The sequence below is a fragment of the Kineosporia sp. NBRC 101677 genome, from assembly GCF_030269265.1.
Taxonomy (GTDB): Bacteria; Actinomycetota; Actinomycetes; order Actinomycetales; family Kineosporiaceae; genus Kineosporia; species Kineosporia rhizophila.
On the sequence record NZ_BSTA01000002.1, the window covers coordinates 360,277 to 382,373 of the forward strand.

At 69.1% G+C, this 22,097-nt stretch carries 19 protein-coding genes; 13 read left to right on the forward strand and 6 right to left on the reverse strand.

What is annotated here, in order from left to right:
- Nucleotides 1–106: 106 nt before the first annotated feature.
- Nucleotides 107–1,042, reverse strand: a complete 936-nt coding sequence (locus QSK18_RS07130) for a M15 family metallopeptidase (protein WP_232814580.1) — start codon at nucleotides 1,040–1,042, stop codon at nucleotides 107–109.
- A 59-nt stretch (nucleotides 1,043–1,101) separates the two neighbouring features.
- Between QSK18_RS07130 and QSK18_RS07135 the strand changes: the two genes are divergently transcribed.
- The 9 genes from QSK18_RS07135 (at nucleotide 1,102) to QSK18_RS07170 (ending at nucleotide 13,671) form a co-directional block, all read left to right on the forward strand.
- Entirely contained in the window at nucleotides 1,102–3,102 is a 2,001-nt protein-coding gene (locus tag QSK18_RS07135) for an acetoacetate--CoA ligase (protein ID WP_285617342.1), read from the forward strand.
- A gap of 169 nt (nucleotides 3,103–3,271) precedes the next feature.
- Nucleotides 3,272–4,516, forward strand: coding sequence for an inositol-3-phosphate synthase (locus QSK18_RS07140; protein ID WP_285617344.1), 1,245 nt, complete (start codon nucleotides 3,272–3,274; stop codon nucleotides 4,514–4,516).
- Nucleotides 4,517–4,533: 17 nt separating this feature from the next.
- Nucleotides 4,534–6,378, forward strand: a complete 1,845-nt coding sequence (locus tag QSK18_RS35860) for a UbiA family prenyltransferase (protein WP_352396487.1) — start codon at nucleotides 4,534–4,536, stop codon at nucleotides 6,376–6,378.
- Entirely contained in the window at nucleotides 6,378–7,217 is an 840-nt protein-coding gene (locus tag QSK18_RS07145) for a sugar phosphate isomerase/epimerase family protein (RefSeq protein ID WP_285617346.1), read from the forward strand. The genes QSK18_RS35860 and QSK18_RS07145 overlap by 1 nt, the downstream gene beginning before the upstream one ends.
- 6 nt (nucleotides 7,218–7,223) lie before the next feature.
- Complete coding sequence (locus QSK18_RS07150) at nucleotides 7,224–7,856, forward strand: EboA domain-containing protein (RefSeq protein WP_232813891.1); 633 nt, start codon at nucleotides 7,224–7,226, stop codon at nucleotides 7,854–7,856.
- A gap of 29 nt (nucleotides 7,857–7,885) precedes the next feature.
- Nucleotides 7,886–8,740, forward strand: a complete 855-nt coding sequence (locus tag QSK18_RS07155; RefSeq protein ID WP_232813890.1) for a TatD family hydrolase — start codon at nucleotides 7,886–7,888, stop codon at nucleotides 8,738–8,740.
- Nucleotides 8,740–9,870 carry a metabolite traffic protein EboE gene (gene eboE / locus QSK18_RS07160; RefSeq protein ID WP_285617356.1) on the forward strand — a complete coding sequence of 377 codons (1,131 nt, stop codon included), beginning with the start codon at nucleotides 8,740–8,742 and terminating at the stop codon, nucleotides 9,868–9,870. The genes QSK18_RS07155 and eboE overlap by 1 nt, the downstream gene beginning before the upstream one ends.
- Nucleotides 9,867–11,237, forward strand: coding sequence for an alkaline phosphatase family protein (locus QSK18_RS07165; protein WP_285617358.1), 1,371 nt, complete (start codon nucleotides 9,867–9,869; stop codon nucleotides 11,235–11,237). Before eboE ends, QSK18_RS07165 begins: the two co-directional genes overlap by 4 nt.
- Nucleotides 11,238–11,412: 175 nt before the next feature.
- Complete coding sequence (locus tag QSK18_RS07170) at nucleotides 11,413–13,671, forward strand: esterase-like activity of phytase family protein (RefSeq protein ID WP_352396488.1); 2,259 nt, start codon at nucleotides 11,413–11,415, stop codon at nucleotides 13,669–13,671.
- 65 nt (nucleotides 13,672–13,736) lie between these two features.
- Here QSK18_RS07170 and QSK18_RS07175 read toward each other — a convergent pair whose 3' ends face one another.
- Both QSK18_RS07175 and QSK18_RS07180 read right to left on the reverse strand, forming a co-directional pair.
- A complete protein-coding gene (locus QSK18_RS07175) occupies nucleotides 13,737–14,573 on the reverse strand; it encodes a hypothetical protein (protein WP_285617363.1) in 837 nt (278 codons plus the stop codon).
- A gap of 112 nt (nucleotides 14,574–14,685) precedes the next feature.
- Complete coding sequence (locus QSK18_RS07180; RefSeq protein ID WP_285617364.1) at nucleotides 14,686–14,877, reverse strand: hypothetical protein; 192 nt, start codon at nucleotides 14,875–14,877, stop codon at nucleotides 14,686–14,688.
- A gap of 112 nt (nucleotides 14,878–14,989) precedes the next feature.
- On the opposite strand from QSK18_RS07180, the gene QSK18_RS07185 reads away from it, so the two are divergent.
- Nucleotides 14,990–16,969: a methyl-accepting chemotaxis protein gene (locus tag QSK18_RS07185; RefSeq protein WP_285617366.1), complete on the forward strand. Its 1,980-nt coding sequence runs from the start codon at nucleotides 14,990–14,992 to the stop codon at nucleotides 16,967–16,969.
- Between the two features lie 150 nt (nucleotides 16,970–17,119).
- A complete protein-coding gene (locus QSK18_RS07190) occupies nucleotides 17,120–18,664 on the forward strand; it encodes a right-handed parallel beta-helix repeat-containing protein (protein ID WP_232813883.1) in 1,545 nt (514 codons plus the stop codon).
- Here QSK18_RS07190 and QSK18_RS07195 read toward each other — a convergent pair.
- Nucleotides 18,661–19,035, reverse strand: coding sequence for a DUF4406 domain-containing protein (locus tag QSK18_RS07195; RefSeq protein WP_285617369.1), 375 nt, complete (start codon nucleotides 19,033–19,035; stop codon nucleotides 18,661–18,663). The two genes, QSK18_RS07190 and QSK18_RS07195, sit on opposite strands and share 4 nt — an antisense overlap.
- Nucleotides 19,036–19,090: 55 nt before the next feature.
- Here QSK18_RS07195 and QSK18_RS07200 point away from each other — a divergent pair, with 55 nt between their 5' ends.
- Nucleotides 19,091–19,858, forward strand: a complete 768-nt coding sequence (locus QSK18_RS07200; protein ID WP_269810925.1) for a DeoR/GlpR family DNA-binding transcription regulator — start codon at nucleotides 19,091–19,093, stop codon at nucleotides 19,856–19,858.
- A gap of 125 nt (nucleotides 19,859–19,983) precedes the next feature.
- On the opposite strand, the gene QSK18_RS07205 is transcribed toward QSK18_RS07200, so the two are convergent.
- Both QSK18_RS07205 and QSK18_RS07210 read right to left on the reverse strand, forming a co-directional pair.
- On the reverse strand, nucleotides 19,984–20,667 hold the full coding sequence (locus QSK18_RS07205) for a GOLPH3/VPS74 family protein (RefSeq protein WP_232813880.1): 684 nt from the start codon (nucleotides 20,665–20,667) through the stop codon (nucleotides 19,984–19,986).
- Between the two features lie 4 nt (nucleotides 20,668–20,671).
- Nucleotides 20,672–20,857: a hypothetical protein gene (locus tag QSK18_RS07210; protein WP_232813879.1), complete on the reverse strand. Its 186-nt coding sequence runs from the start codon at nucleotides 20,855–20,857 to the stop codon at nucleotides 20,672–20,674.
- A 254-nt stretch (nucleotides 20,858–21,111) separates the two neighbouring features.
- Here QSK18_RS07210 and QSK18_RS07215 point away from each other — a divergent pair, with 254 nt between their 5' ends.
- Nucleotides 21,112–22,086: an LLM class flavin-dependent oxidoreductase gene (locus QSK18_RS07215; protein WP_232813878.1), complete on the forward strand. Its 975-nt coding sequence runs from the start codon at nucleotides 21,112–21,114 to the stop codon at nucleotides 22,084–22,086.
- Nucleotides 22,087–22,097 lie beyond the last annotated feature (11 nt).

Sequence of the window (22,097 nt, forward strand, 5' to 3'; positions counted from 1 at the left end):
GACGCGGGCAGGCCTCTCTTCATGGGTGACAGTTCTATCCCACCCGTGAAGGGCCGGGCACGTCCGCCTCCCCGTGACCGGGCCAGGTCACGAGGAGGCGGGATGCTCAGGCGTTGCTGGTGGCCCGCTCGGTGACGTCGACGGACTCTTCGGCTGCCTCGGCCGCCTCGGCCTCGGCGATCGCCGCATCCACGTCCGCGGCGATGTCCTCGTCGGTGACGTCGGTGCCCTGTAGCGCGTTCACCTCGGCATCGATCCGCGTCACCTCGGCGCGCATCGCGCTCAGGCCGTCGGCGAAGGCCTTGGAGACCTCGGGCGCCGAACCGGTGGACAACGCGGCCACGGCCGCGATCAGGGTGTCCAGCTGCACCTTCATGGCCGCGTCGCGCTTGGCCGAGGCGGCGGCGAAGGCGGCCAGGTCGGCCTGGGTCTTACGGGCCAGGGTGGGGTAACGGACCATCAGCCCGAACGTCACCTTGGAGCCCGTCTTGTAGGGCTTGCCCCAGATCTTGGCGTCGGTGGCGGTGAGCTTGATCTGGTCGGTCCACTTCATGTCTTCCTCTTCCTCCAGTCGCTGCTGCAACACCGCGCGGGCGCGCCTGACCTGTGCCTTCGAGGCATTGATCTCGAAGTGCATGGCGTCGATGGTGGCGTTGACGTAGTCGTTGCCCCAGCGGAAGATCTTGTGACCGCGGCCGTCGGTGATCCGCGCCAGGATCGCGTGCACCTTGTCCACCTGGCTGCGGGTGAAGGTGCCCCGGGCGCCCTGGACGTGCTTCAGGGCGTTCAGGTCCCAGGCGGTGGCGCTGGCGTGGTTGCTGATCACCGACCGCGAGCCCCGCACGTTGCGGGGGGCCCACGACCAGTCGTCCAGCACCCGGCCCTCGACCTTCTCCACCTCGGCGTCGAAGCAGCGGATCAGGTAGGCGGCCAGGAACGCCACGTCGGCGTCGGCCGCGGCGAACCGGCCCCCGGCCGCTGAGAACCAGGTCAGCCGGTTGCTCGACAGGACGGGCCACCCGTTCTGCGAATGTTCTGCCATATCGCCCGGAGTCTAGAGGGCCCTAGGGTGAGGTGCTATCCGAGCGAGGAGGCTGTGAGATGGCTGTGCACCCGGTTGACGGCGGCCCGGAAGCACTCTGGAGTCCCGATCCCCAGGCTGCGCGCAGCAGTCAGATCGCGGCCTTCACCCGCTGGCTGGAGCCCCACCGCGGCGTCACCATCGGCGATCTGGACTACCCGGCGCTGCACCGCTGGTCGGTCGAGAACCTCGAGGAGTTCTGGTCCGCTGCCGCCGAATACCTGGGCGTCCGATTCAGTGCGCCTGCCGTGCGGGTGCTTCCGGATGCCGCCATGCCGGGGGCGCAGTGGTTCCCGGGGGCCCGGCTGAACTACGCGGAGCACGCGCTGACTCCTGGCCCGGGTCGCCAAGACACCGACAAAGCGGTCATTTTCGTGCGGGAAGACGGGGTGGAACGCACTCTCACCCACGCCGAGCTGCGCGACTGGGTGGGGCGGGCCAGGGGTGGACTGGTGGCCGCCGGCGTGGGCAAGGGGGACCGGGTGGTGGCCCTCGCCCCCAACGGCATCGGCGCCCTGGTGCTCTTCCTGGCCACCGCCTCGCTCGGGGCGATCTGGTCCAGCTGCTCGCCGGACTTCGGGGCCCGGGCCGTCACCGACCGGTTCGCCCAGATCGAGCCCAAGGTCATGCTCGCCGTGGACGGATACCTCTACGGCGGCAAGAGTTACAGCATCCGCGACACGGTGACCACTCTCCGCGAGAGCATGCCCTCGCTGAAGCGCACGGTGATCCTGCCCTACCTCGACCAGAACGCCCAGCCGGTGCGCGAGGCCGGTGAGGTGAGCTGGGCCGAGTTCGTCTCCCAGCCCGGCGAACTGGCCTTCGAGCAGGTGCCGTTCGACCACCCGCTGTGGGTCCTCTACTCCTCCGGCACCACCGGTCTGCCCAAGGGCATCGTGCAGGGCCACGGCGGGATCCTGCTGGAGCAGCTGAAGACCGTCCGGCTCCAGCACGACCTCGGCCCGGGTGACGTGTTCTTCTGGTACACCACCACCGGCTGGATGATGTGGAACTTTCTGGTCGGCGGTCTGCTCGCGGGCAGCACGATCCTGCTCTACGACGGAAGCCCGGCCTACCCCGGCCCGTCCCGGTTGTGGGAACTGGCCGCCCGGTACCGGGTTCGGCTCTTCGGTGTCTCCGCCCCCTTCGTGCAGGCTGCGGTGAAGGCAGGGATCCACCCGGGCGCCGAGCACGATCTGAGCGCGCTGGAGACCATCGGCTCGACCGGATCGCCGCTGTCGGTCGAGAACTTCCGCTGGATCCGTTCGGAAGTCGGTGAACACATCCGGATCTCTTCGGTCTCGGGCGGAACCGACGTCTGCACGGCCTTTCTCGGTAGCTCCCCGACGGTCCCGATCTGGCTGGGAGAGCTGTCCTGCGCGGCGCTCGGGGCCGATGTGCATGCCTTCGACGAGAACGGCGAGGATCTGCGCGACGAGGTCGGCGAACTGGTGATCACCCGGCCCATGCCCTCGATGCCGGTCTCGTTCTGGAACGATCCAGACGGATCCCGTCTGCAGGAGGCCTATTTCGGCACCTACCCCGGGTTGTGGCGGCATGGCGACTGGGTGCGCGCCACGCCGCGGGGCTCGTTCGTGATCTACGGCCGTAGCGACTCCACACTCAATCGTGGTGGGGTTCGCATGGGCACCGCCGATTTCTACGCCGTGGTCGAGGCTTTCGACGAGGTGGCGGACTCGCTGGTGATCGACACCACCGAGCTCGGTGCGGCCACCGAGGGCGAACTGCTGTGCTTCCTGGTGGTGGCTCCAGGTGTCTTGATTGAAGACGTCGAACAGCCTTTGCGTCAGGCCCTGCGGTCCCAGCTGTCCCCGAGGCACGTACCCGACCGGTTCATCCGGATTCCGGTGGTGCCCCGCACGCTGAACGGCAAGAAGTGCGAGGTGCCGGTGAAGAAGATCCTGGCCGGGGTGCCGGTGGAACGAGCCGTCAGCCGGGACGCGCTGGCCGACCCGGCGGCCCTCGGCCCGTTCCTGGCTCTGGCCCGCGCCGACGACTGACGCCGCTTTGGTCCCTGGCTGGGCATCTTTGATCAGCGACTGAACAAAGAATTACCCACCGCTGTGATTCTGTGACATCAAGTGTTGTCACCTCGCGTCCGGCTTGTTACCTTTTTGACGGACATCGGCGTCGCAGGTGACCCGGTGCTGTGCCGGGGAGGTGCCGACAATGACCGTCGGGCTGTGGCTGATCGGTGCCAGAGGTTCGATCGGAACCACCGTGAGCGCGGGGCTCGCGCTGCTCTCGGCCGAGGCGGGTGCGGCGGCCAGGGTCGGAATGGTCAGCGAGCTGGCCGAATTCGAGGGCGTCGGGCTGGCGCCCCTGCGGGACTTCGTGATCGGCGGGCACGACCTGGCCGAGTTGCCGCTCAAGGGCCGGGCCGAAGAGCTGGTCCAGGCCGGTGTCCTGCCCGCCTTCGCCCTCGGCCTGGTGCGCCCCGACCTGGAGGCGATCGACGCCCGGGTGCGCCCCGGGGTGCGCGGTGGCGGGCGGGCGGAGATCGAGCAGATCCAGCGCGACCTCAGATCGTTCCGCTACCAGCACGGCCTGGACACCGTGGTGGTGGTCAACATCGCCTCCACAGAACCGGTTTCGCCCGTTCTGCCGGTGCACGAGTCGCTCGCCGCGCTGGACCGGGCCCTGGATGCGGGCAGCGAGCCGCTACCGGCCAGCGCGGTCTACGCCTACGCGGCGCTGGACGCGGCACTGCCCTACATCGACTTCACGCCTTCCATGGGCGCGGCCATCCCCGCCCTCGACGAGCTGGCCCGGGCCCGCGGCACGGTCTACGCCGGACGTGACGGCAAGACCGGCGAGACGCTGGTGAAGACCGCCCTGGCCTCGATGTTCGGCAGCCGGAACCTGCGGGTGACCTCCTGGTCGGGTCTGAACCTGCTGGGCGGGGGTGACGGCCGGGCCCTGGCCGACCCGGCCCGGGCCGAGGCCAAGCTCGCCTCGAAGGCCCGGTCGGTGCACGAGACCTTCGGGGCCGACGTGTCGGCCCCGGTGCACATCGACTACGTCGAGGACATGGGCGAGTGGAAGACGGCCTGGAACCAGGTGCGTTTCACCGGCTTCCTGGGCACCCCGATGACCATGCAGATCACCTGGCAGGGCTGCGACTCGGCGCTGGCCGCACCGCTGGTGATCGACCTGGCCCGCTTCGCCGTCCTGGCCCACCGCAACGGCCGGGTGGGCGTACTGGACGAGCTGGCCTTCTTCTTCAAGGACCCACTGGGCAGCACCGAGCACCGCCTGGACCACCAGTTCCGGCGCCTGGTCACCTGGGCCCAGAACCTGGCTGACCCTGCTCCCGCTCCCGCTCCCGCCGAGACCTCTGGGGCGGGCAACGTGGGCTGGCCGGGCCGCACCATGCGAGGTCACCAGGCCGGCCGGGCCAAGGGCAGCGCGTGAACCCCTATGCCGAACTGGTGCGCCTGCCGGCAGTACTGAGCGCCCCCGGCGACCCTCTGCTCGGCGCCGCCAGTGGAGCAGCGCCCAGTGTGCGCGAGACCAGCGCCGCAGTGACCTCGTCAGCCCTGGCCTACATGGCCGGTATGGCGCTCAACGACTTCGCCGATCGCCACATCGACGCGGCCGAGCGCCCCCACCGCCCCATCCCGTCCGGCCGGATCTCGAGCAACCAGGCCCTGGCCGTAGGGGCAGGCCTGCTGGCGGCCGACCTGGCGGTGGCCTGGACCTGCTCCGGCCGCCGCGCCGCCCTCTACTCACTGGCCACCGGAACAGCGGTACTGACCTACGATTTCGCAGCCAAGAACAGCGCCGCCGGCCCCTGGGCCATGGCCGCCTGCCGCTTCCTCGACGTACAACGCGGCAGCCCCAGCTTCCGCGCCGGACTCTGGCCGGCCAGCCTCGTCGCCGCCCACACCTACGTGATCACGAGGGTGAGCCGAGATGAGGTGGGGGGAAGCACCCCCGCCCTCGCCCACGCCTCGGCCGCCTCCACCGCCGCCATCGCCGCCGCCACCCTGCTCACGGCCGCTCGCACCACGCGACCTCCGGCCACGCAGGTGGAGCAGAGCCGGGCCTCGCAAGTGGGTGAGGTTTCGGCCGGGGGGAGGGGCACGCGAGTAGGTGCGATCCGCTCAGTGGGTAGAGATTCGCGTGTGAGTTGGGCTTCGCGTCTAGGCGAGGCGTTGGGCGTGGGTGGGGCCTCGCCAGCGGGTGGGGCTTCGGATGTGCACGAGGTCTCGTCTGCGGGTAGGGCCTCGCATGTAGGTGAGGTCTCGCCAACGGGTAGCGGCTCGCGCACAGGTGGGGCTCCGGGCGAGGTCTTGGCCGCGGGCAGCGCCCCACAAGGGGATGGGTCTTCCTGGGTGGGTGGGGTCTCGGCCGTGGGCAGGGCCGCACAAGTGGGCGGGGCTTCGGATGTGCACGAGGTCTCGTCTGCGGGTAGGGCCTCGCATGTAGGTGAGGTCTCGCCAACGGGTAGCGGCTCGCGTACAGGTGGGGCTCCGGGCGAGGTCTTGGCCGCGGGCAGCGCCCCACAAATGGGTGGGTCTTCCTGGGTGGGTGGGGCTTCGGCCGTGGGTAGGGCTGCGCGGGCGGGTGGGTCTTCCTGGGTGGGTGGGGCCTCGGCCGTGGGTAGGGCTGCGCGAGTGGGTGGGTCTTCCTGGGTGGGTGGGGCCTCGGTCATGGGCAGGGCCGCACAAGGGAGTGACGTCGCCCCTGCGAGGAGAAGTTCGCCTGCGGGGTGGGCTTCCCGTGTGGGTGGGACCTTGGGCTTCGGTAAAGCGGCGCGAGCGGGTGGGGCCACGCAAGCGGGTGGGGCCGCGCGACCGGGTAGGGCCACACATGCGGGTGGGGCCGCGCGAGCGGATGTCGCCAAGCAAGCGGATGTCGCCAAGCAAGCGGGTAAGGCCAAGCAAGCGGGTAAGGCTACGCAAGTAGGAGGGGTCTCGCGTGGGAGTGAGGCTTCGCGTGGGAGTGAGGCTCTGCGGGTGGGGGCTGAGTTGAACATGAGTGGCGCTCCGCCGGTGGAGCTGGCTCCCAGCTCATCTGGGCGCGTGGCTTCGCTGGGGCTCGCGGTGTTGGCTACCGCCGTCTACGCCGTCCCTTCGGTGCGGGCCTCATGGGCCGCGGCTCAGGATCCTTCGCCCCAAAACGTTCAGCGCATCGTGGGTACCGGGGTGATGGGGATGATCCCGCTGCAGAGTGCGCTCACGGCGGCGACGGGAAGGCCGGGGACGAGCGCGGGTTTGCTGGTGGTGTGGCGGGCGGGCCGGATGCTGGCGCGGCGTAGGCGGGTGACGTGATGGGGTTGCGCTACGCCTACGTCACGAACGGGCTGGGGGACCATCGGCTGGACGATGCCCTGCGGATGCTGGCCGACCACGGCTACAGCGGGGTGGGGCTGAGTCTGGATCATCATCACCTGGATCCTTTCGGTCCTGATCTGCCTCGAAGAGTAGCCGTCACCGCCGACAGACTTCGCGATCTGGGGCTGGCGGTGGTGGTGGAGACCGGGGCCCGGTTCGTGCTGGACGCCCGGCGCAAGCACGAGCCCACGCTGCTCAGTGACGAGGGCCGGGAGCGGCGGGTGGAGTTCCTGCGGATCGCGACGCGGGTTGCGGCCGACCTGGGAGCCGAGGCCGTCTCGTTCTGGTCGGGGGTGCGGCGGCCGGGGGTGAGCGCCGAAACGGCCTGGCAGCGGCTGGTTGAGGGGTGTGAGGCGGTACTGCTCACGGCCGAGCCCCTACAGGTCAAGCTGGCTTTCGAGCCGGAGCCGGGCATGCTGGTGGCCTCGGTGGACGACTGGCGTCGGCTGCGGGACACCTTGGGCCACCCCCTGTTCGGGCTCACTCTTGACGTCGGGCACTGCCTGGTCACCGAGCCGCAGCCGATTCCCGAGGTCGTCAAAGACGTTCGGGACGAGCTGTTCTACGTGCAGATCGACGACATGCCCCGGGGTGTTCACGAGCACCTGGACTTCGGTGAGGGCGATGTCGACTTCCCGCCCGCGCTGGATGCCCTAAAGGGCTTCGAAGGACTGGTAGCCGTGGAACTTTCGCGGCACTCGCACACTGCGCACACCACTGTTCCCCGCTCGATCGAGTTCCTGAAGGCAGCCGAGAACGCCACCACGACGAAGTGAGGGTGCATGATCGCCACCGATGCCGAGGTCTGGCTCGACGAAGCCCTGCGGCAGGTCACGCTGCAACCGGCCACCATCCGCCGGCTCTTCCCGATGGTCACCCGCAAGGTGGGGGCGGGGCACGAGCAGGCGCGCATCCGGCTGCTGGCGGCGCTGCCCGACCGCACCGAGATACCCGGCCTGTACCGCTACGGCGATGTGAACGAGCGTCTGGCCATTCTCCACTCGGCCGAGCAGCTCAACGCCGACGATGCGCTGGTCGCCCTGGCCCGGGATGCGTTCCGCAGCAACGATCCCCGTCTGGTCACGGCCTGCGCCCAGCCCTCCATCGTGCAGAGGCTCGACGACGACGAGGTCGGCCAGGTGCTGATGAAGTGCGTCTTCATGGAGGTGCCGCTGGAGCGGATTCCGGCCATCACCCGTCGGGCCACGCCTCGGACCGCCCGCATGGTGGCGGGTTTCGTGCTCGAACGGGTCTGCGCGGGCCGGGATGTGGCCCCGGACGTCTGGACGGTCATCGACCGGTACCCGGCCGAGACCGAAGATGAGATCAAGCGCATCGAGAGCGAGCTGGAGTCGAGCGACCCGGAACGCCGGCGGGCCGCGGCCGCAGCGCTGCAGAGCCGGCCCCGTCACTGAGCCACCTGCCGATCCCGAGGAGCCTGGCCATGCGCATCTTCGAACCTCACATCCACATGACCTCCCGCACCACCGACGACTACGAGGCGATGGCGGCGGCCGGCGTGACCGCGCTGGTCGAGCCGGCCTTTTGGCTCGGGCAACCGCGCTCCAGCGCCGGTTCGTTCGTCGACTACTTCAACGCGCTGATCGGCTGGGAACGGTACCGGGCGGCCCAGTTCGGCATCGCCCACCACTGCACCATCGCCCTCAACCCGAAAGAGGCCAACGATCCCGGTTTCCGCGCCGAGGTGATGGACATCCTGCCTCGCTACCTGGCCAAGGACGGCGTGGTCGGGGTGGGGGAGACCGGGTACGACTCGATCACCCCGGCGGAGGACGAACTGCTGGCCGCCCATCTCGCGCTGGCCGTCGAGTTCGAGCTGCCGGTGCTGGTGCACACGCCGCATCGGGACAAGCTGGCCGGGACCCGGCGCACCCTCGACGTGGTGAAGGAGTCCGGGATCGCGCCCGAGCGGGTGCTGGTCGACCACAACAACGAGCTCACGGCCAAGGTCGTTCTCGACGCGGGGGTCTGGGCGGGTTTCTCGATCTATCCGGACACCAAGATGGACGAGCGCCGGATGGTCCTGCTCGCCCGCGAACTGGGCACGCAGCGGCTGGTGGTGAACTCGGCCGCAGACTGGGGGCGCAGCGATCCGCTGAAAGTGGCCAAGACGGCGCAGGCCATGCTGGACGGCGGTTTTCCCGAGGATGAGGTGGCCCGCGTGGTCTGGGACAACCCGGTCACGTTCTTCGCGCAGAGCGGGCGACTCGATCTCGATGCGGTGAAGAACGACGAACTCTCGCAGGGCAACTCGATCCTGCGCGGGGAGCGGCCCTGATGAGGTTCCGGCACCCGGACGGCAGCACGGTGCACCTTTCGTACTGCACCAACATGCATCCGGCCGAAGACCTGGTCGGCATCATTGCTCAGTTGCACACGTTTGCCGGGCCGGTGCGACGTCTGCTCGGCTGGCCGCTGCTGGGCGTCGGCCTGTGGCTGCCCGCACCGGTCGCGCGACTGCTGGCCTCGGACGCTCGAGCTCTGGGCCTGCTCAGGAGCGCGCTGCGGGAGGAGCAGTTGGAGGTCGTCACCCTCAACGGCTTCCCTTATCGAGCGTTCCAGGCCGAGGTGGTGAAAGGCGCGGTCTACCGCCCGGACTGGCTCGAACCCGAACGCCTCGAGTACACCGTAGATCTCGCCCGGGTGCTGCATCGGCTTCTTCCCGAAGATGCCGTCGAAGGCAGTATCTCCACCCTCCCGTTCGGCTGGCGCACGCGCTTTCCGGAAGGAACGGCTTCGGCGGACGAGCCGATGCATCAGGTTGCCGACGAGCTTCAGGCCCTGGCCAGAGATTTCGGACGGCCGGTGCGGCTGGCCGTGGAGCCGGAACCTGGGTGTGTGGTCGAAACCATGGACGCCGGTGTCCGGGCAGTCTCTCGGCTCGCGGTTCCCGAGTGGATCGGGATGTGTTTGGACGCCTGTCACCTCGCCACTCAGTTCGAGGACGAAGGTGTGCTGGATCTGTGCGACGCCGAGAAGGTCTCCGTGTTCAAGGCTCAGGTCTCGAATGCTCTGCGGGTGAACGAATCTGACCGTAGCTGGCTGAAGGACTTCGCCGAACCCCGGTTCATGCACCAGATCCGGCAGCGGGACGGGTACGGCGAGGACGACCTCACCGAGCACACGGGTGAGTCGTTCGACCCCCAGCAGGAGTGGCGGGTGCACTATCACCTTCCGCTCGACCAGACCGAGCGCACCACTCAGCCCGAACTGCGCAGCACCCTGCGCGCCCTGGTCGGCGGGCCGAGCGCGCGCACCCACCATCTCGATGTCGAGACCTACACGTGGTCCGTGCTTCCTGGCGCCGATCGTCCTCAATCGGCGCAGGCTCTCACCAAAGGCATCGCCGGGGAGCTCAACTGGACCGCCGACCGCCTCACCGAACTCGGACTGGAGCCGCTGCGATGAGCAAGAATCCCGTGCTGGTGCTGAACATCGTCGGGCTCACGCCGCGTCTGCTGGCCCACATGCCCCGGGTGGCAAGCGTTGCCCACGCGGGGTTCCAGGCCGGGCTGGGCACGATTCTTCCGGCTGTCACCTGCAGTGCGCAGGCCACGTATCTGACCGGCAAGCTTCCCACCGAGCACGGAATCGTCGGCAACGGCTGGTACTTCCGCGATCAGGGTGAGGTCTATCTGTGGCGCCAGCACAATCGGCTCATCGAGGCCGAAAAGGTCTGGGAGACGGCACGTCGTCATCGGCCCGACCTCACCGCGGCCAACGTGTGCTGGTGGTATGCGATGGGTGCGAGCACCGACTTCACCGTCACACCTCGGCCGATCTATCACGCCGACGGCAAGAAGGACGCCGACTGTTACACCCGTCCGCCGGCGCTGCGCGACGAACTGACGAACGAACTAGGCACTTTCCCGCTGTTCACGTACTGGGGCCCAACAGCGTCCATAAGCAGTTCGGCCTGGATCGCCCAGGCGACCCGCCGGCTGATCGGGACCCAGAGACCGGATCTGGCGCTCTGCTACCTTCCGCATCTCGACTACGACCTGCAGCGCTACGGTCCTGACGGCGCCGAGGCGATCGCCGCGGCCAAGGAGATCGATGGAGTGGCGGGCGAACTCGTCGAATATGCCCGGGAGAGCGGCTACACCGTGGTCGTGCTGTCGGAATACGGCATCACCGCGGTCGACGAGCCGGTGGACATCAACCGGATGCTGCGCCGGGAAGGGCTGCTGGAGGTCTACACCCAGGCCGGGATGGAGTATCTCGACCCCTGGGTCTCGCGGGCCTTTGCGGTGGCCGACCATCAGCTGGCCCATGTCTACGTGAATGATCCACGCGACGTTCCTCGCGTCCGCGATCTGCTGGCCCAGCTGCCCGGGGTGGACCTGGTGCTCGATGCGGACGGCAAGAAGGAACACGGGCTGGACCATCCGCGCAGCGGTGAACTGGTCGCAGTGGCGGCGCCGCGTTCCTGGTTCACCTACTACTACTGGCTCGACGATGCGCGGGCGCCGGACTTCGCGAAGGGGGTGGAGATTCACCGCAAGCCCGGCTACGACCCGGCCGAACTGTTCATGGATCCGCAGGACCGCTTCGTGAAGGCCCGGGCCGCGCTGACCCTGGCCAAGAAGTTCAGCGGACTGAGGTACGCAATGAAGGTGGTGCCGCTCGACGGGGCTCTGGTGCGGGGAAGCCACGGCCGGGCAGCGGCCGACCCGGCGGACGGCCCGGTCCTGCTGTGCTCCGACTCGTCCGTCTCCGCAGCCACATTCGAGGCCACCGCCGTACGCGACCTGATCCTGGAAGTCCTGATCTGAGGCCACCGCACGCTGTTCGTCGACTCCCGTTCATCCGCTGGACGAGCGTGGATCACCCCTGCGTGGCAGGCTCCGGCCGCGCTGCCCGGTGGTCGCGACCGGGGACGATACGAGGAGTGACGTGGGAAAGAAGCAGTTCGGGGCCCGGGCCCGCCGCGGGGTAGCGGTCCTGACGATGACGGCCCTGGCGGGTTCGGCGTTCGTCGCCGCGGCCCAGTCGGCCAGCGCCGGCTCACGTGAGCAGTTCTTCAACCGCACCGACACCTACCCGGTCTTCCAGAACCGGCCCGCGGGCGACGCGATCGGCGACGAGACGGTGGCCGAGATCTCCACCGTCACCGAGGACGGCCGGACGATGATCTACACCGATGCGGCGGGCAAGCGCATCGGCTTCCTCGACATCTCCGACCCGGGCCGGGTCAAGGGGCTGGGCACGCTCTCGCTGAAGGAACTCGGCGACGCCGACGACCAGCCCACCTCGGTCACCGTGGTCGGTGGCTACGTGCTGGTCGTGGTGGACACCAGCAAGAGCTTCACCGAGGCCTCCGGCCGGGTCGACATCGTCCGGATCTCCGACCGTACCCGGGTGCGCAGCATCGACCTCGGCGGCCAGCCGGACTCGATCGCCGTGGACAAGCAGGGCCGTCGGGTGGCCATCGCGATGGAGAACCAGCGTGACGAGGAGGCCACCCCGGCGGGCGGCGAGGAGGGCGACCTTCCGCAGCTCCCGGCCGGTTTCGTCCAGGTCATCGACCTGAAGAAGGCCTCCGACCCGGCCACCTGGACGGCGTCGCGGGTGGACCTGGTGAACCCGGACGGCTCGGCCCTGAAGTCGTTCGTGGCCGCCAGCCTGGACACCCCGGTCGACCCGGAGCCGGAGTACGTCTCGTTCAACGAGCGCGGCGACCTCGCGGTCACGCTGCAGGAGAACAACGGCATCGTCCTGATCGACGCGGCCGCCAAGAAGATCACCAAGGTGTTCAGCGCGGGGAAGGCCACCGTCGAGGACATCGACGTGAAGGACGACGGCAAGATCGACCAGAGCGGCCGCATCGTCGACCTGCCGCGCGAGCCCGACGCCGTGGCCTGGCTGGACGACCGCTATCTGGCCACTGCGAACGAGGGTGACTGGAAGGGCGGCACGCGCGGCTGGACGGTGTTCGACAGCCGCACCGGCAAGGTCAGCTACGACTCCGGCAACGAACTCGAGAAGCTGGCGATCCAGGTCGGCCTGCACTCCGAGAACCGCGCCGACAACAAGGGGGTCGAGCCCGAGGGCCTGGCCACCGCCGAGTTCGACGGCACCAAGTACGCCTTCGTCGGCTCCGAGCGCAGCAACTTCGTCGCCGTGTACGACGTGGACAAGCCTAAGAACCCGAAGTTCGTGCAGGTGCTGCCCACCACCAACGGGCCCGAGGGCATCCTGCCGATCCCCTCGCGCGGTCTGCTGGCGGTCTCCAGCGAGACCGACGAGGCCGAGAACGGCGTGCGTTCGGCCGTGACCCTGTTCAAGATCGGCTCGAAGGCCCCGGCCTTCCCACAGATCGAGTCCAAGGAGAAGAAGGGCCGGCCGATCGGCTGGGGCACCCTGGGCGCCCTGTCCGCCGTCCCCGGCAAGTCCGACACGCTGGTCAGCGTGACCGACGCGGCCTACAGCCCGACCGCGATCCTGTCCATCGACACCGGCCGGACCCCGGCCCAGGTCAAGGACCGCCTCGAGGTCAAGGACGCCGACGGCAAGCCGGTCGGCCTGGACGCCGAGGGCATCTTCGCCCGCCCGCAGGGTGGCTACTGGCTCGCGGTCGAGGGCGCCACCGGGGCCGAGAACAAGCTCGTCCTCCTCGATCGCAAGGGCGTGGTCGAGAAGACCGTGGCGCTTCCGGCCGAGGTCGCCGCGGGCCTGAAGTCGCAGGGCTTCGAGGGAGTCACGGCGGTCAGCGACAAGTCCGGCGAGCACGTCTACGCCGTTCTGCAGCGCGAGGTCTCGACCGACCCCAAGGGCGTGGCCCGGATCGGCCGCTACGACGTGAAGACCGGCACGTGGACGTGGTTCGGCTACCAGCTCGAGACCACCACCACTGCGGGCGACTGGATCGGCCTGTCCGAGATCACCGCGGTCGGTGACGGCCGTCTGGCCGTGATCGAGCGGGACAAGCTCAACGGCCCGAACGCCAAGATCAAGCGGATCTACACGGTCGAGCTGCCGAAGACCGACCCGGCCGCCGGCACCCTGCCCGTCCTGCCCAAGAAGCTGGCCGTGGACGTGCTGCCTCACCTGCAGGCCACCAACGGCTGGACCCAGGAGAAGCTCGAGGGCCTGACGATCGGCGGTGACGGCGAGGTCTACGTCTCGACCGACAACGATGCTCTCGACGACGCCACCGGCGAGACGGTGTTCCTGAAGCTCGGGAAGGCTCGCAAGCTCTTCAAGTGATGCTCAGGTGATGTCCGGCGAGGGGCCGCGGTGACACCGCGGCCCCTCGCGCGCGTTCGGGGAGGTCAGCCGACCTTCCAAGCACCGGCCACGAGGTCTTCGCGCGGGGCCCAGAAGACCCCGCCGGCCTCGGAGACGTCGGCGTACTTCACGGTGATCGTCTTGGTGCTCCTGGCCTTGACTGTGACCTTCTTCTGGCCCTTGGCGGCGGCGTGGTCCTCACCGTCGGCGTCTTCCCAGACGAACGCGCCCGGGTTGACCTTGAACTTCTTCAGCGCCTCGACCTTCACGGTCAGGGTGCCCTTGCCGTCCTCGAGCACGGCGTCCTGGGGAGTCAGCCGGGCCACGGTCTTGCCGGACTTGTACACGGTGACCGTGCTGCCGCGCTGCACGTAGCTGGCGGGCAGCAGGTTGGCGGCACCCTCCACCTCGCGGCCCTTGATCAGCCAGGCCCCGGCCACGGTGGTCTCGTTCGGTACCCAGATCGCGTCGCCGTCGCCCACCCCGTCGAAGGCGATGGTGACGGTCTTGGTGGTGTCGGCGGGCACGCTGATCTTGCGCTCGGGGTTGACCGCCTCGTTGTCGGCACCGCCCTCGTCCTCCCAGAGGAACTGGCCGGCGCGCAGCGAGAAGTCCTTCTTGGCCTCGACGGTCATCACCAGCTTGCCCTTGCCCCGGGGGTGGGCGGCGGACTCGACGGTGAGCTCGGCCTGCACCTTGCCGTTGCGGTAGACCGTCACCGTGTCGGCACGCTGCACGTAGGCGGTCTGGTTCCCGGCCTTGGGCAGTTCGGCGGCCACGAACGAAGAGCCGGTGGCGGCCTGGGCCGCGGGGGCCAGCAGCGCACCGCCGATCAGCGCCCCGCCCAGAACCAGCACTCCGGCCGTGGTCTTCCTCTTCATTGCACTGCCTCTCGCTCGGACGGGTGTTGCGACAGTCACCCATCCTGCTGAAACGAGAGGCGCGGGGCGTCAGACCTGAGTCTTGTCCGTCTACGACCCAGGTCTGACTTCCTCAGGCCATGGCCCAGTAGGGCAGTCTCTGATCGACGCGCCGTACCGCGATCCGCACCCCGCAGGTGCTGCAGGTCTTGGTGTATCCGTCCGGACGCTTGTTGGTCGGGTTGATCAGTTCGGTGCGGCCCTGGGGATCGGGCTCCGTCTCGCCGGGGCAGACGTGCTCGTCGGGGGCGATCTTCTCGCTCATGTTGGGGGAGTCGGACCGTACCCCAGGGTTCTTGAACCCCTGACGGCCCGCGCTCAAGGTCAGGGCCCTGGGCCTCGAGGAGCCCTGCACCACGGAAAGAACGGACTCATCCATGCCCAAGTTTCTGTCGACGCTCAAGGCGCGACTTGTGGTCGGAGTGGTGGCCACCCTCGTCGTCGCGCTGGGCGGGCTGACTCTGGTGGTCACGCTGCAGGTGCAGAAGCGGGCCAAGGAGGACGCCGAACTCTATGCCGGTGAACTGGCCGGCCGGGGTGCCGACAGTGCCGCGGCGCAACTGCTCAACGGGCTGACGGTCGCCCGGGGGCTGGCCAGCGCCATGGTGGCCGAGCGCGCGGCGGCGAACGGCCGGGCGATCGGGGACGCGACTCTGCTGGGCACGCTCAAGGAGCACCCGGATCTGTACGGAGCCTGGGCGGGCTGGGAGCCGAACGCTTTCGACGGCAAGGACGCCCGTTATGTGAACACGCCCCACAGCGACGACAGCGGCCGCTACATCACCTACGTCTACACCGACCTGGCGGACGGCTCCTACAAGTCGCAGGCGCTGACCAGTTACGACGCGACCGACGGGAGCAGCGACTACTACACCGTCCCGCTCGAGAGCGGGGAGGAAAAGGTCGTCGAGCCGTACGCGTACGCCATCGACGGGGTGGACGTCCTGATGACCTCGGTCTCCGTCCCGATCATCATCGGCGACCGGACGGTGGGGGTCGCGGGGGTGGACATCCTGCTGGACAGCCAGCAGGAGCTGGTCTCCAAGATCACTCCCTACGGCACCGGTCGTGCCACCCTGGTGAGCACGGCCGGCGCCGTGGTGGCGAGCGGTGCCGGGTTCGAGGCCACCTCTGCACTGAACGACAGCTCGGCGGCCCTCTCGGCCATCGTGAGCGACCTGGCGCCCGGTGAGAGCACCTCTCAGTGGCTGGAACTCGACGGCACCGACGAGCTGGTGGTGGCGAACGGGCTGAACCTGGGGCCGGGGGACAAGTGGTCGCTGCTGGTCACCGTGCCCGCCTCCTCGGTCCTGGCGAACGCCCACGGGCTGCGCACCATGACCGTCCTGATGGCCCTGCTCGCCCTGGCCGCCGCGGGGATCGTCACGTTCCTGATCAGTCGATGGGTGCTGCGCCCGTTCGAGCGGGCTCGCGACCGGATGGCCCAGATCGCTGACGGGGACGGGGATCTCACGGCTCGGCTGGACGAGTCTCGGGACGACGAGGCCGGTCAGCTGGGCGCCGCGTTCAACCGTTTCTGCACCAAGGTGGCCCGGGCCATCTCGTCCATCAACGACGCCTCGGGTTCGCTCTCGGGATCGGCCGGCGAGCTGACCGCGGTGGCCGGCCGGTTGCGCAGCGCTGCCGACGAAACCGCGCTTCGCGCCGGCGAAGCCTCTACCGCCACGGGTGTGGTGACGCAAGGCATCCACGGACTGGCCACCGGCAGTGAGGAACTGAACGCGGCGATCGGTGAGATCGCCCGCAACGCCGGCCGGGCCGCGAGCGTGGTGGCCGAGGCGGTGGAGGTGGCCGGGGCGGCGAAGAGTGAAGTGGTGCAACTGGAGTCGACGGCGGCCGAGGTCGGGGTGGCCGTGCAGCTGATCACCGCGATCGCCGAACAGACCAATCTGCTCGCTCTGAACGCGACGATCGAGGCAGCCCGGGCCGGTGCGGCGGGCAAGGGTTTCGCCGTGGTCGCCACCAAGGTCAAGGAACTGGCCCTGCAGACCGCGCGGGCCACCGAGGAGATCTCCAACCGGGTGGACGCGATCCGCTCGAGCACGGAGTCGGCGGCCTCCTCGATCGGTCAGATCCAGGGCGTGGTGGGGCAGATCGACGAGGTGAGTGCCAGCATCGCCGGGGCGGTCGAGGAGCAGAGCGCCACCACCCAGGAGATGAGCCGCAACAGTTCCGAGGCCGCCCGCAGCGCCCAGGAGATCCACACCACCGTGGAGAGCGTCTCGGCCGTGGCCGCACGGACCACCAACGATGCCCAGACGGCTCAGGACGCCGCCGCTCGGCTGGAACAGCTGGCCGCTCATCTGCAGGGTCTGGTGGGTAGTTTCCGGGTGTAAAGCCTTGCCTCACAACTGTGGCGGGCACCACTCCGGCAGGTCAAGAAGAACGAAGATCCGCCTTATCGATCGGTTTGCCGATCCTTTGTGCACGAATACTTAGCCTGAGAGCCGTTTCGCACCACAAACGTCCTCAGTTAAGGAATTTCCGTGCTCAGACCACGCACCCTCGCAGCCGCTGCGGTCGGCACCGCCGGCCTCCTGGCAGTGATCGGCACCACCGTCGCTACCGCGGCCAACCCGGCCGGCTGCCTGGAGTCCGGCACCGGCCAGGACATTCAGAATGCGCTGTCGGGCGAGGGTGCGGTGGCTACGCTGTGCGCGGGGGCCACCTTCGACCTTTCCCAGCCCGTCAAGTTCTCTGCGGCCAACCAGTCCATCGAGACCGAGGGCCGGCCCGGCGGCGACACCCGGGCCACGCTGCGGGTGACCGGTGCCGAGCAGGCCACCGCGATCGAAGGCGGCGGCAAGAGCGGCATCAAGCTGCGCAGCATCCAGGTCGACGGCCGGCGGCCGGCCCTCGGGCGGATCGCGGGCGGCAGCGGCCTGGTCGAGATCGGCGGCGACGTCACCGGTCTCGTGGTCGAGAACAGCCGATTCCTCGAGCCGCGCGGCTGGTCGGCCCTGCATCTGGCCGAAGGGGTGGTCCGGCAGGGTGTGCCCGGCTGTCAGGGAGCGAGCGTCACCGGCAACCAGATCGGGCCTTCCGGCACGCCGGACGGCTGGGCCGACGGCATCTCCCTGGCCTGCGGCACCAGCACCGTCAAGAACAACACCATCACCGACGCCACCGACGGCGCCATCGTGGTCTTCGGTGCCCCCGGGTCCACGGTCAGCAACAACACGATCATTGCCCAGAACCGCACGCTGCTGGGCGGTATCAACATGGTCGACTACGGCCCGATGGACGGGAACTACGAGGGCACCGTGGTCTCGGACAACACCGTCCGGGCCGACGGGGCGCTGATCAAGATCGGCCTGGCGATGGGCCCGGGGGTCTGGTCGTGCACCGACACCGTGGTCACCGGAGGCACGGTCACCGGCAACACGCTCGAGGGTTCGACCATGGGCTACGGCTACGCGGTGAACGGCGTGAAAGACTTCACCATCACTGGTAACAAAGACAATTCGGTGCACATCGGCATCCCGAACGGCAGTTGCGACGGGGTCAACCCGAAGCCGGCCGGATTCCTGTCCGACGTGGCCCAGGGCGGCCGACTGCAGAGCGACTTCACCCCGGCGAAACTGAACTTCCTGCTCGGGATCAGCCACCAGACCGCCTCGTCACCGCTGCCCGCCGACGGTGACACGATCGCCCTGCGCTCGCGCACCACCGGCAAGTGGGTGCAGGCCGACCCGAACGGGAAGTCCCCGCTGAACGCCACCATCGCCTCGGCCGGGCCGTGGGAGAAGTTCGAGATCGAAGACGCCGGTGAGGGCCTGGTCGCTCTGCGCGCCCAGGCGAACAGCACCTTGGTCACCGCTGAGAACTCCGGCGCCGAGCCGCTGATCGCCAACCGCACCGCACTCGGGCCGTGGGAGAAGTTCCGGGTGCTGCGCAACGACGACGGGTCGGTCACGCTGCAGGCCGATGTCGACCACGAGTACGTGCGGGTGCAGGACAACGGTTCCAAGCTGGTCTCCGACACCACCGCACGGGCCGAGGCGGAGAAATTCGACCTGCTGCTGAACTAGCGTGCGGGGATCTCTTCGGCGCGGTGGTACACGGGCAGGCCTCGCCGGTGCGCGATCGCCACGTCCTGGTCGGCCCCCTTCGACTCTCCCGGCAGGCGCAGCACGGCGTCACAGTGCTCGAGCAGGCGCTCCGCGGTCGGGTACATGACCTTCTCGCTCAGCGGGTGGTTCGGGTCGAAGGGGTCGGCCCCGGCCGAGCGCAGCACCGGCAGGGCCACCCACTCGCCGATCATCGGCACGTGACCGGCTTCGAAGACCGGCCAGGCGGCGGCCTCGAGACGGGCCAGGTTCGCGGCCATCTTCTCCGGGTCGTCACCGGTGCCGGAACGGTAGGGGCCGGCGATCAGGATCATCATGGGCTTGTTCGTCATGACCGCTACGATAGAAGCATCGTGAACAAACGTGCAAGAACGTGAAGGAGTGCGAATGCTGGCGGCGGAACGACGAGACCTCCTCCTGACCCGGTTGCGCACCGACGGCAAGATCGTGGCCAAGGACCTGGCGGCCGAACTCGGGCTGTCCGAAGACAGCATCCGTCGCGACCTGCGAGAGCTGGCCGCTGCTGGGTTGTGTCAAAAGGTTTACGGGGGAGCCGTTCCTGTTTCTCCGGCTCTGGCCGACTACAACGGGCGTACCACCGTCGCCCCCGACAGCAAGCACGCTGTCGCGGCCCACGCCGTGACTCTCGTGCGGCCTTCCAGTGTGGTCATTCTCGACGGCGGGACAACCACTCTCGAAGTTGTCCGAGCGCTGCCCCTGGATCTTGAGTGCACGGTTGTCACCCACAGTCCGACCATTGCCGTCGAGTTGCTGAACCACCCGGCGGTCGAGGTCATCATGCTCGGTGGGCGCCTGTTCAAGCACTCGGCGGTGACCTGTGGCGCTGCTGCCGTCGAGGCCGCTGCCGGCATCTCGGCCGACATTTTCCTGCTGGGGGTCACCGGCGTGCATCCCGTACACGGGCTGACCACAGGCGATGCCGACGAGGCGGCCATGAAGCGCGCTCTCTCACGTCGGGCGGCGGAGACCTACGTCCTGGCCAGTGCCGAGAAACTCGGTACCGCTTCGCGTTACGGCGTGGTGGCGCTTTCGGAGGTTGCCGGCGTGGTGACGGACGGAGCCGCCAGTGACACCGCGGATGAGCTCACGGCGCAGGGAATTCCGGTGCTGTCGGGAACTGGTGCCGAGCGGTAGGTGAGTGGGGCTGCCAAGCCCCTGGCGAGCGTCCTCAATGCTGCTGTGCTCGACAGGGGTCCGGCCACGTCCGCGTGGCTGACAGGCCGCGGACGTGGCCGGGGTCGGTGTTCTTCAGGGCTGTTTCAGTTCGAGCCGATCGCGCCCATGGCCCCGGCCGCTGCGACAGCCACGGAGATGGTGCGGATGGCCGAGGCCACGGCATCCCCGGCGGGGGAGGCGGCGCCGAGTTCGCTGATCCGGTCTCGCAGTTCGCGGGCGGACACCTCGGGCAGGTCCGGCCCCAGCACCGTCTTGTGCACGCCCAGGCCGACCAGGATGGACAGGATCGACAGGTCCCGGTCGGTCGCCGCCCCGCCGGTCAGGGCCGTGCGCAGCCGGGCCCGCAGATCCTGCTCGGGCGCGGGGTCGAGGGTGGGGTGCTTGGCGGGCACCAGCCCACCGAGGCGGGCGTCCTGCAGACCGAGGATCCCCGCCTCGGCCAGCCGCTTGCCCACCGCCGCTTCCGGGTTGAGCTTCCGGTCGCGCACGAGCTGGGCGAACTTGTCCCCGTCGCGCTGCCCGAGCCGGGCGAGCGTCTCGTCGAGGAGGGCGTCGCCGGTCGGGGTGGGGTCGGTGACGTGGACCCGGTGCTCCTTGTCCTCCTCGGCCGTGACCCGGCCCAGGGCGGCGAGGTCGGCGATGACGGCGGCGGTCAGACCGATCCCGCGCTGGGTCCCGAAGCCCTCCCGCACGCCGGCGTCGGTGGTCAGCAGCAGGAAGACCTCTTCGCAGATCAGCAGGCCGGTCCGGCCCTCGGTGGCGGACACCGGGTCAGTTCCGCGCGGCAACGCCGCGCCCCTGCCGCCGGGCCCGCACGAAGCCGATGACCACGAACGCGACGACGAACAACGTCACCGCGATCCGGGCGGGCCCCTCCAGGCTGAGCGCGGGCAGGACCACGCCCGCGCAGACGATGACCCAGAAGACCGGGCTCTTGGTGGTGATGATGCTGGACATGCTGCTCCTCACTCTCCGCCCCTCCGGGGGGCCTGGCGGTCGGCCCGAAGATCAACCGGTACGTCAACCAGCCTAGGAAGCGGCGGGCCGTCGCGTCAGAGCCAGTGGTCAGGACCTCGGCATGACACCTGTCATCGACCGCTCCGCCATGACTCACGAATCCGGCGCCCGCGCTTCATCCGCACCCGGATGCGCGTCAGGATCGAGCGATCCGGCCTCGCTCGGGGCCCATGACCACGAAAAGGGGGCCTCGAGTGAAACTGTCGCTCCTGGTGCCGTTCATGCCCAAGGATCCCCGCGAGCTGGTGCGGTGGGCCGCTCTCCTCGAACCGTCACCCGGACGGTTGTGGCAGGGGCAGGCCGTCACCCTCGACCCGCTGCAGTCGTTCGCCTATGTCGCCGGAGCCGGTCACCGAGTGCCGGTGGGCTTGTCGGTGACCCTGATGCCGCTGAAGCACCCGTTCCAGGCGGCGATGGAGGCACGCTCGCTGGCGCAGATCACCGGGCACCCCGTCGTCTACGGGCTGGGCCCCGGGCCGGTCGTCTTCCAAGAGTTGCTCGGTGCCCGGCCGGCCAGCCAGCTCAGGGCGGTGCGTGAGTACGTCACCGCCGTTCGGGACCTGCTCGCGGGAGACACTTCAGAGCCCGGCGAAACGGTTACCTCGAGCATGCCTTTGCACCGCCTGGAAAGTCCCGAGGTTCGGCTCGGACTGGGGGTTCTACGGCCCGCGATGGCCCGGCTCGCCGGCGAGATCGCGGACGTCGCGGTCACCTGGCTCGCTCCCGCCGACTACGTCGGATCGGTGGTCGAGCCCGCCCTGCGTGAGGGCGCCGAGTCAGCGGGAGTGACCCGGCCGCTGATCAGCAGCGTGGTCCCGGTCGCGCTGCGCCGCCCCGGTCGTAACCCCTACCGCACGGTCCTGGCCAGCAACTACGGCCATCTCCAGGGCCCGCACTACCAGGACATGCTGGCCAAGGCGGGTATCCAGTTCGACATCGACCGGCCGGGGCCGGCCGCCAAGGCCGTCCTCGACGGTGGCGCCTTCCTTCATGACGACGTGGACGGGCTCGGTGAGCGGCTCGGTGCCTACGTCGAGGCCGGGGTGGACGAGGTCGTCCTCAACCTCTCTGGCGTTCACGCTCTCGAGGGGCCGGATGCCGCGTACGACGAGGCGGCGGAGCTCCTCGAGGCGCTCTGCCCCACCGCCGGGGCCACGAAGGTCGCCTGAGTTCCAGCGGT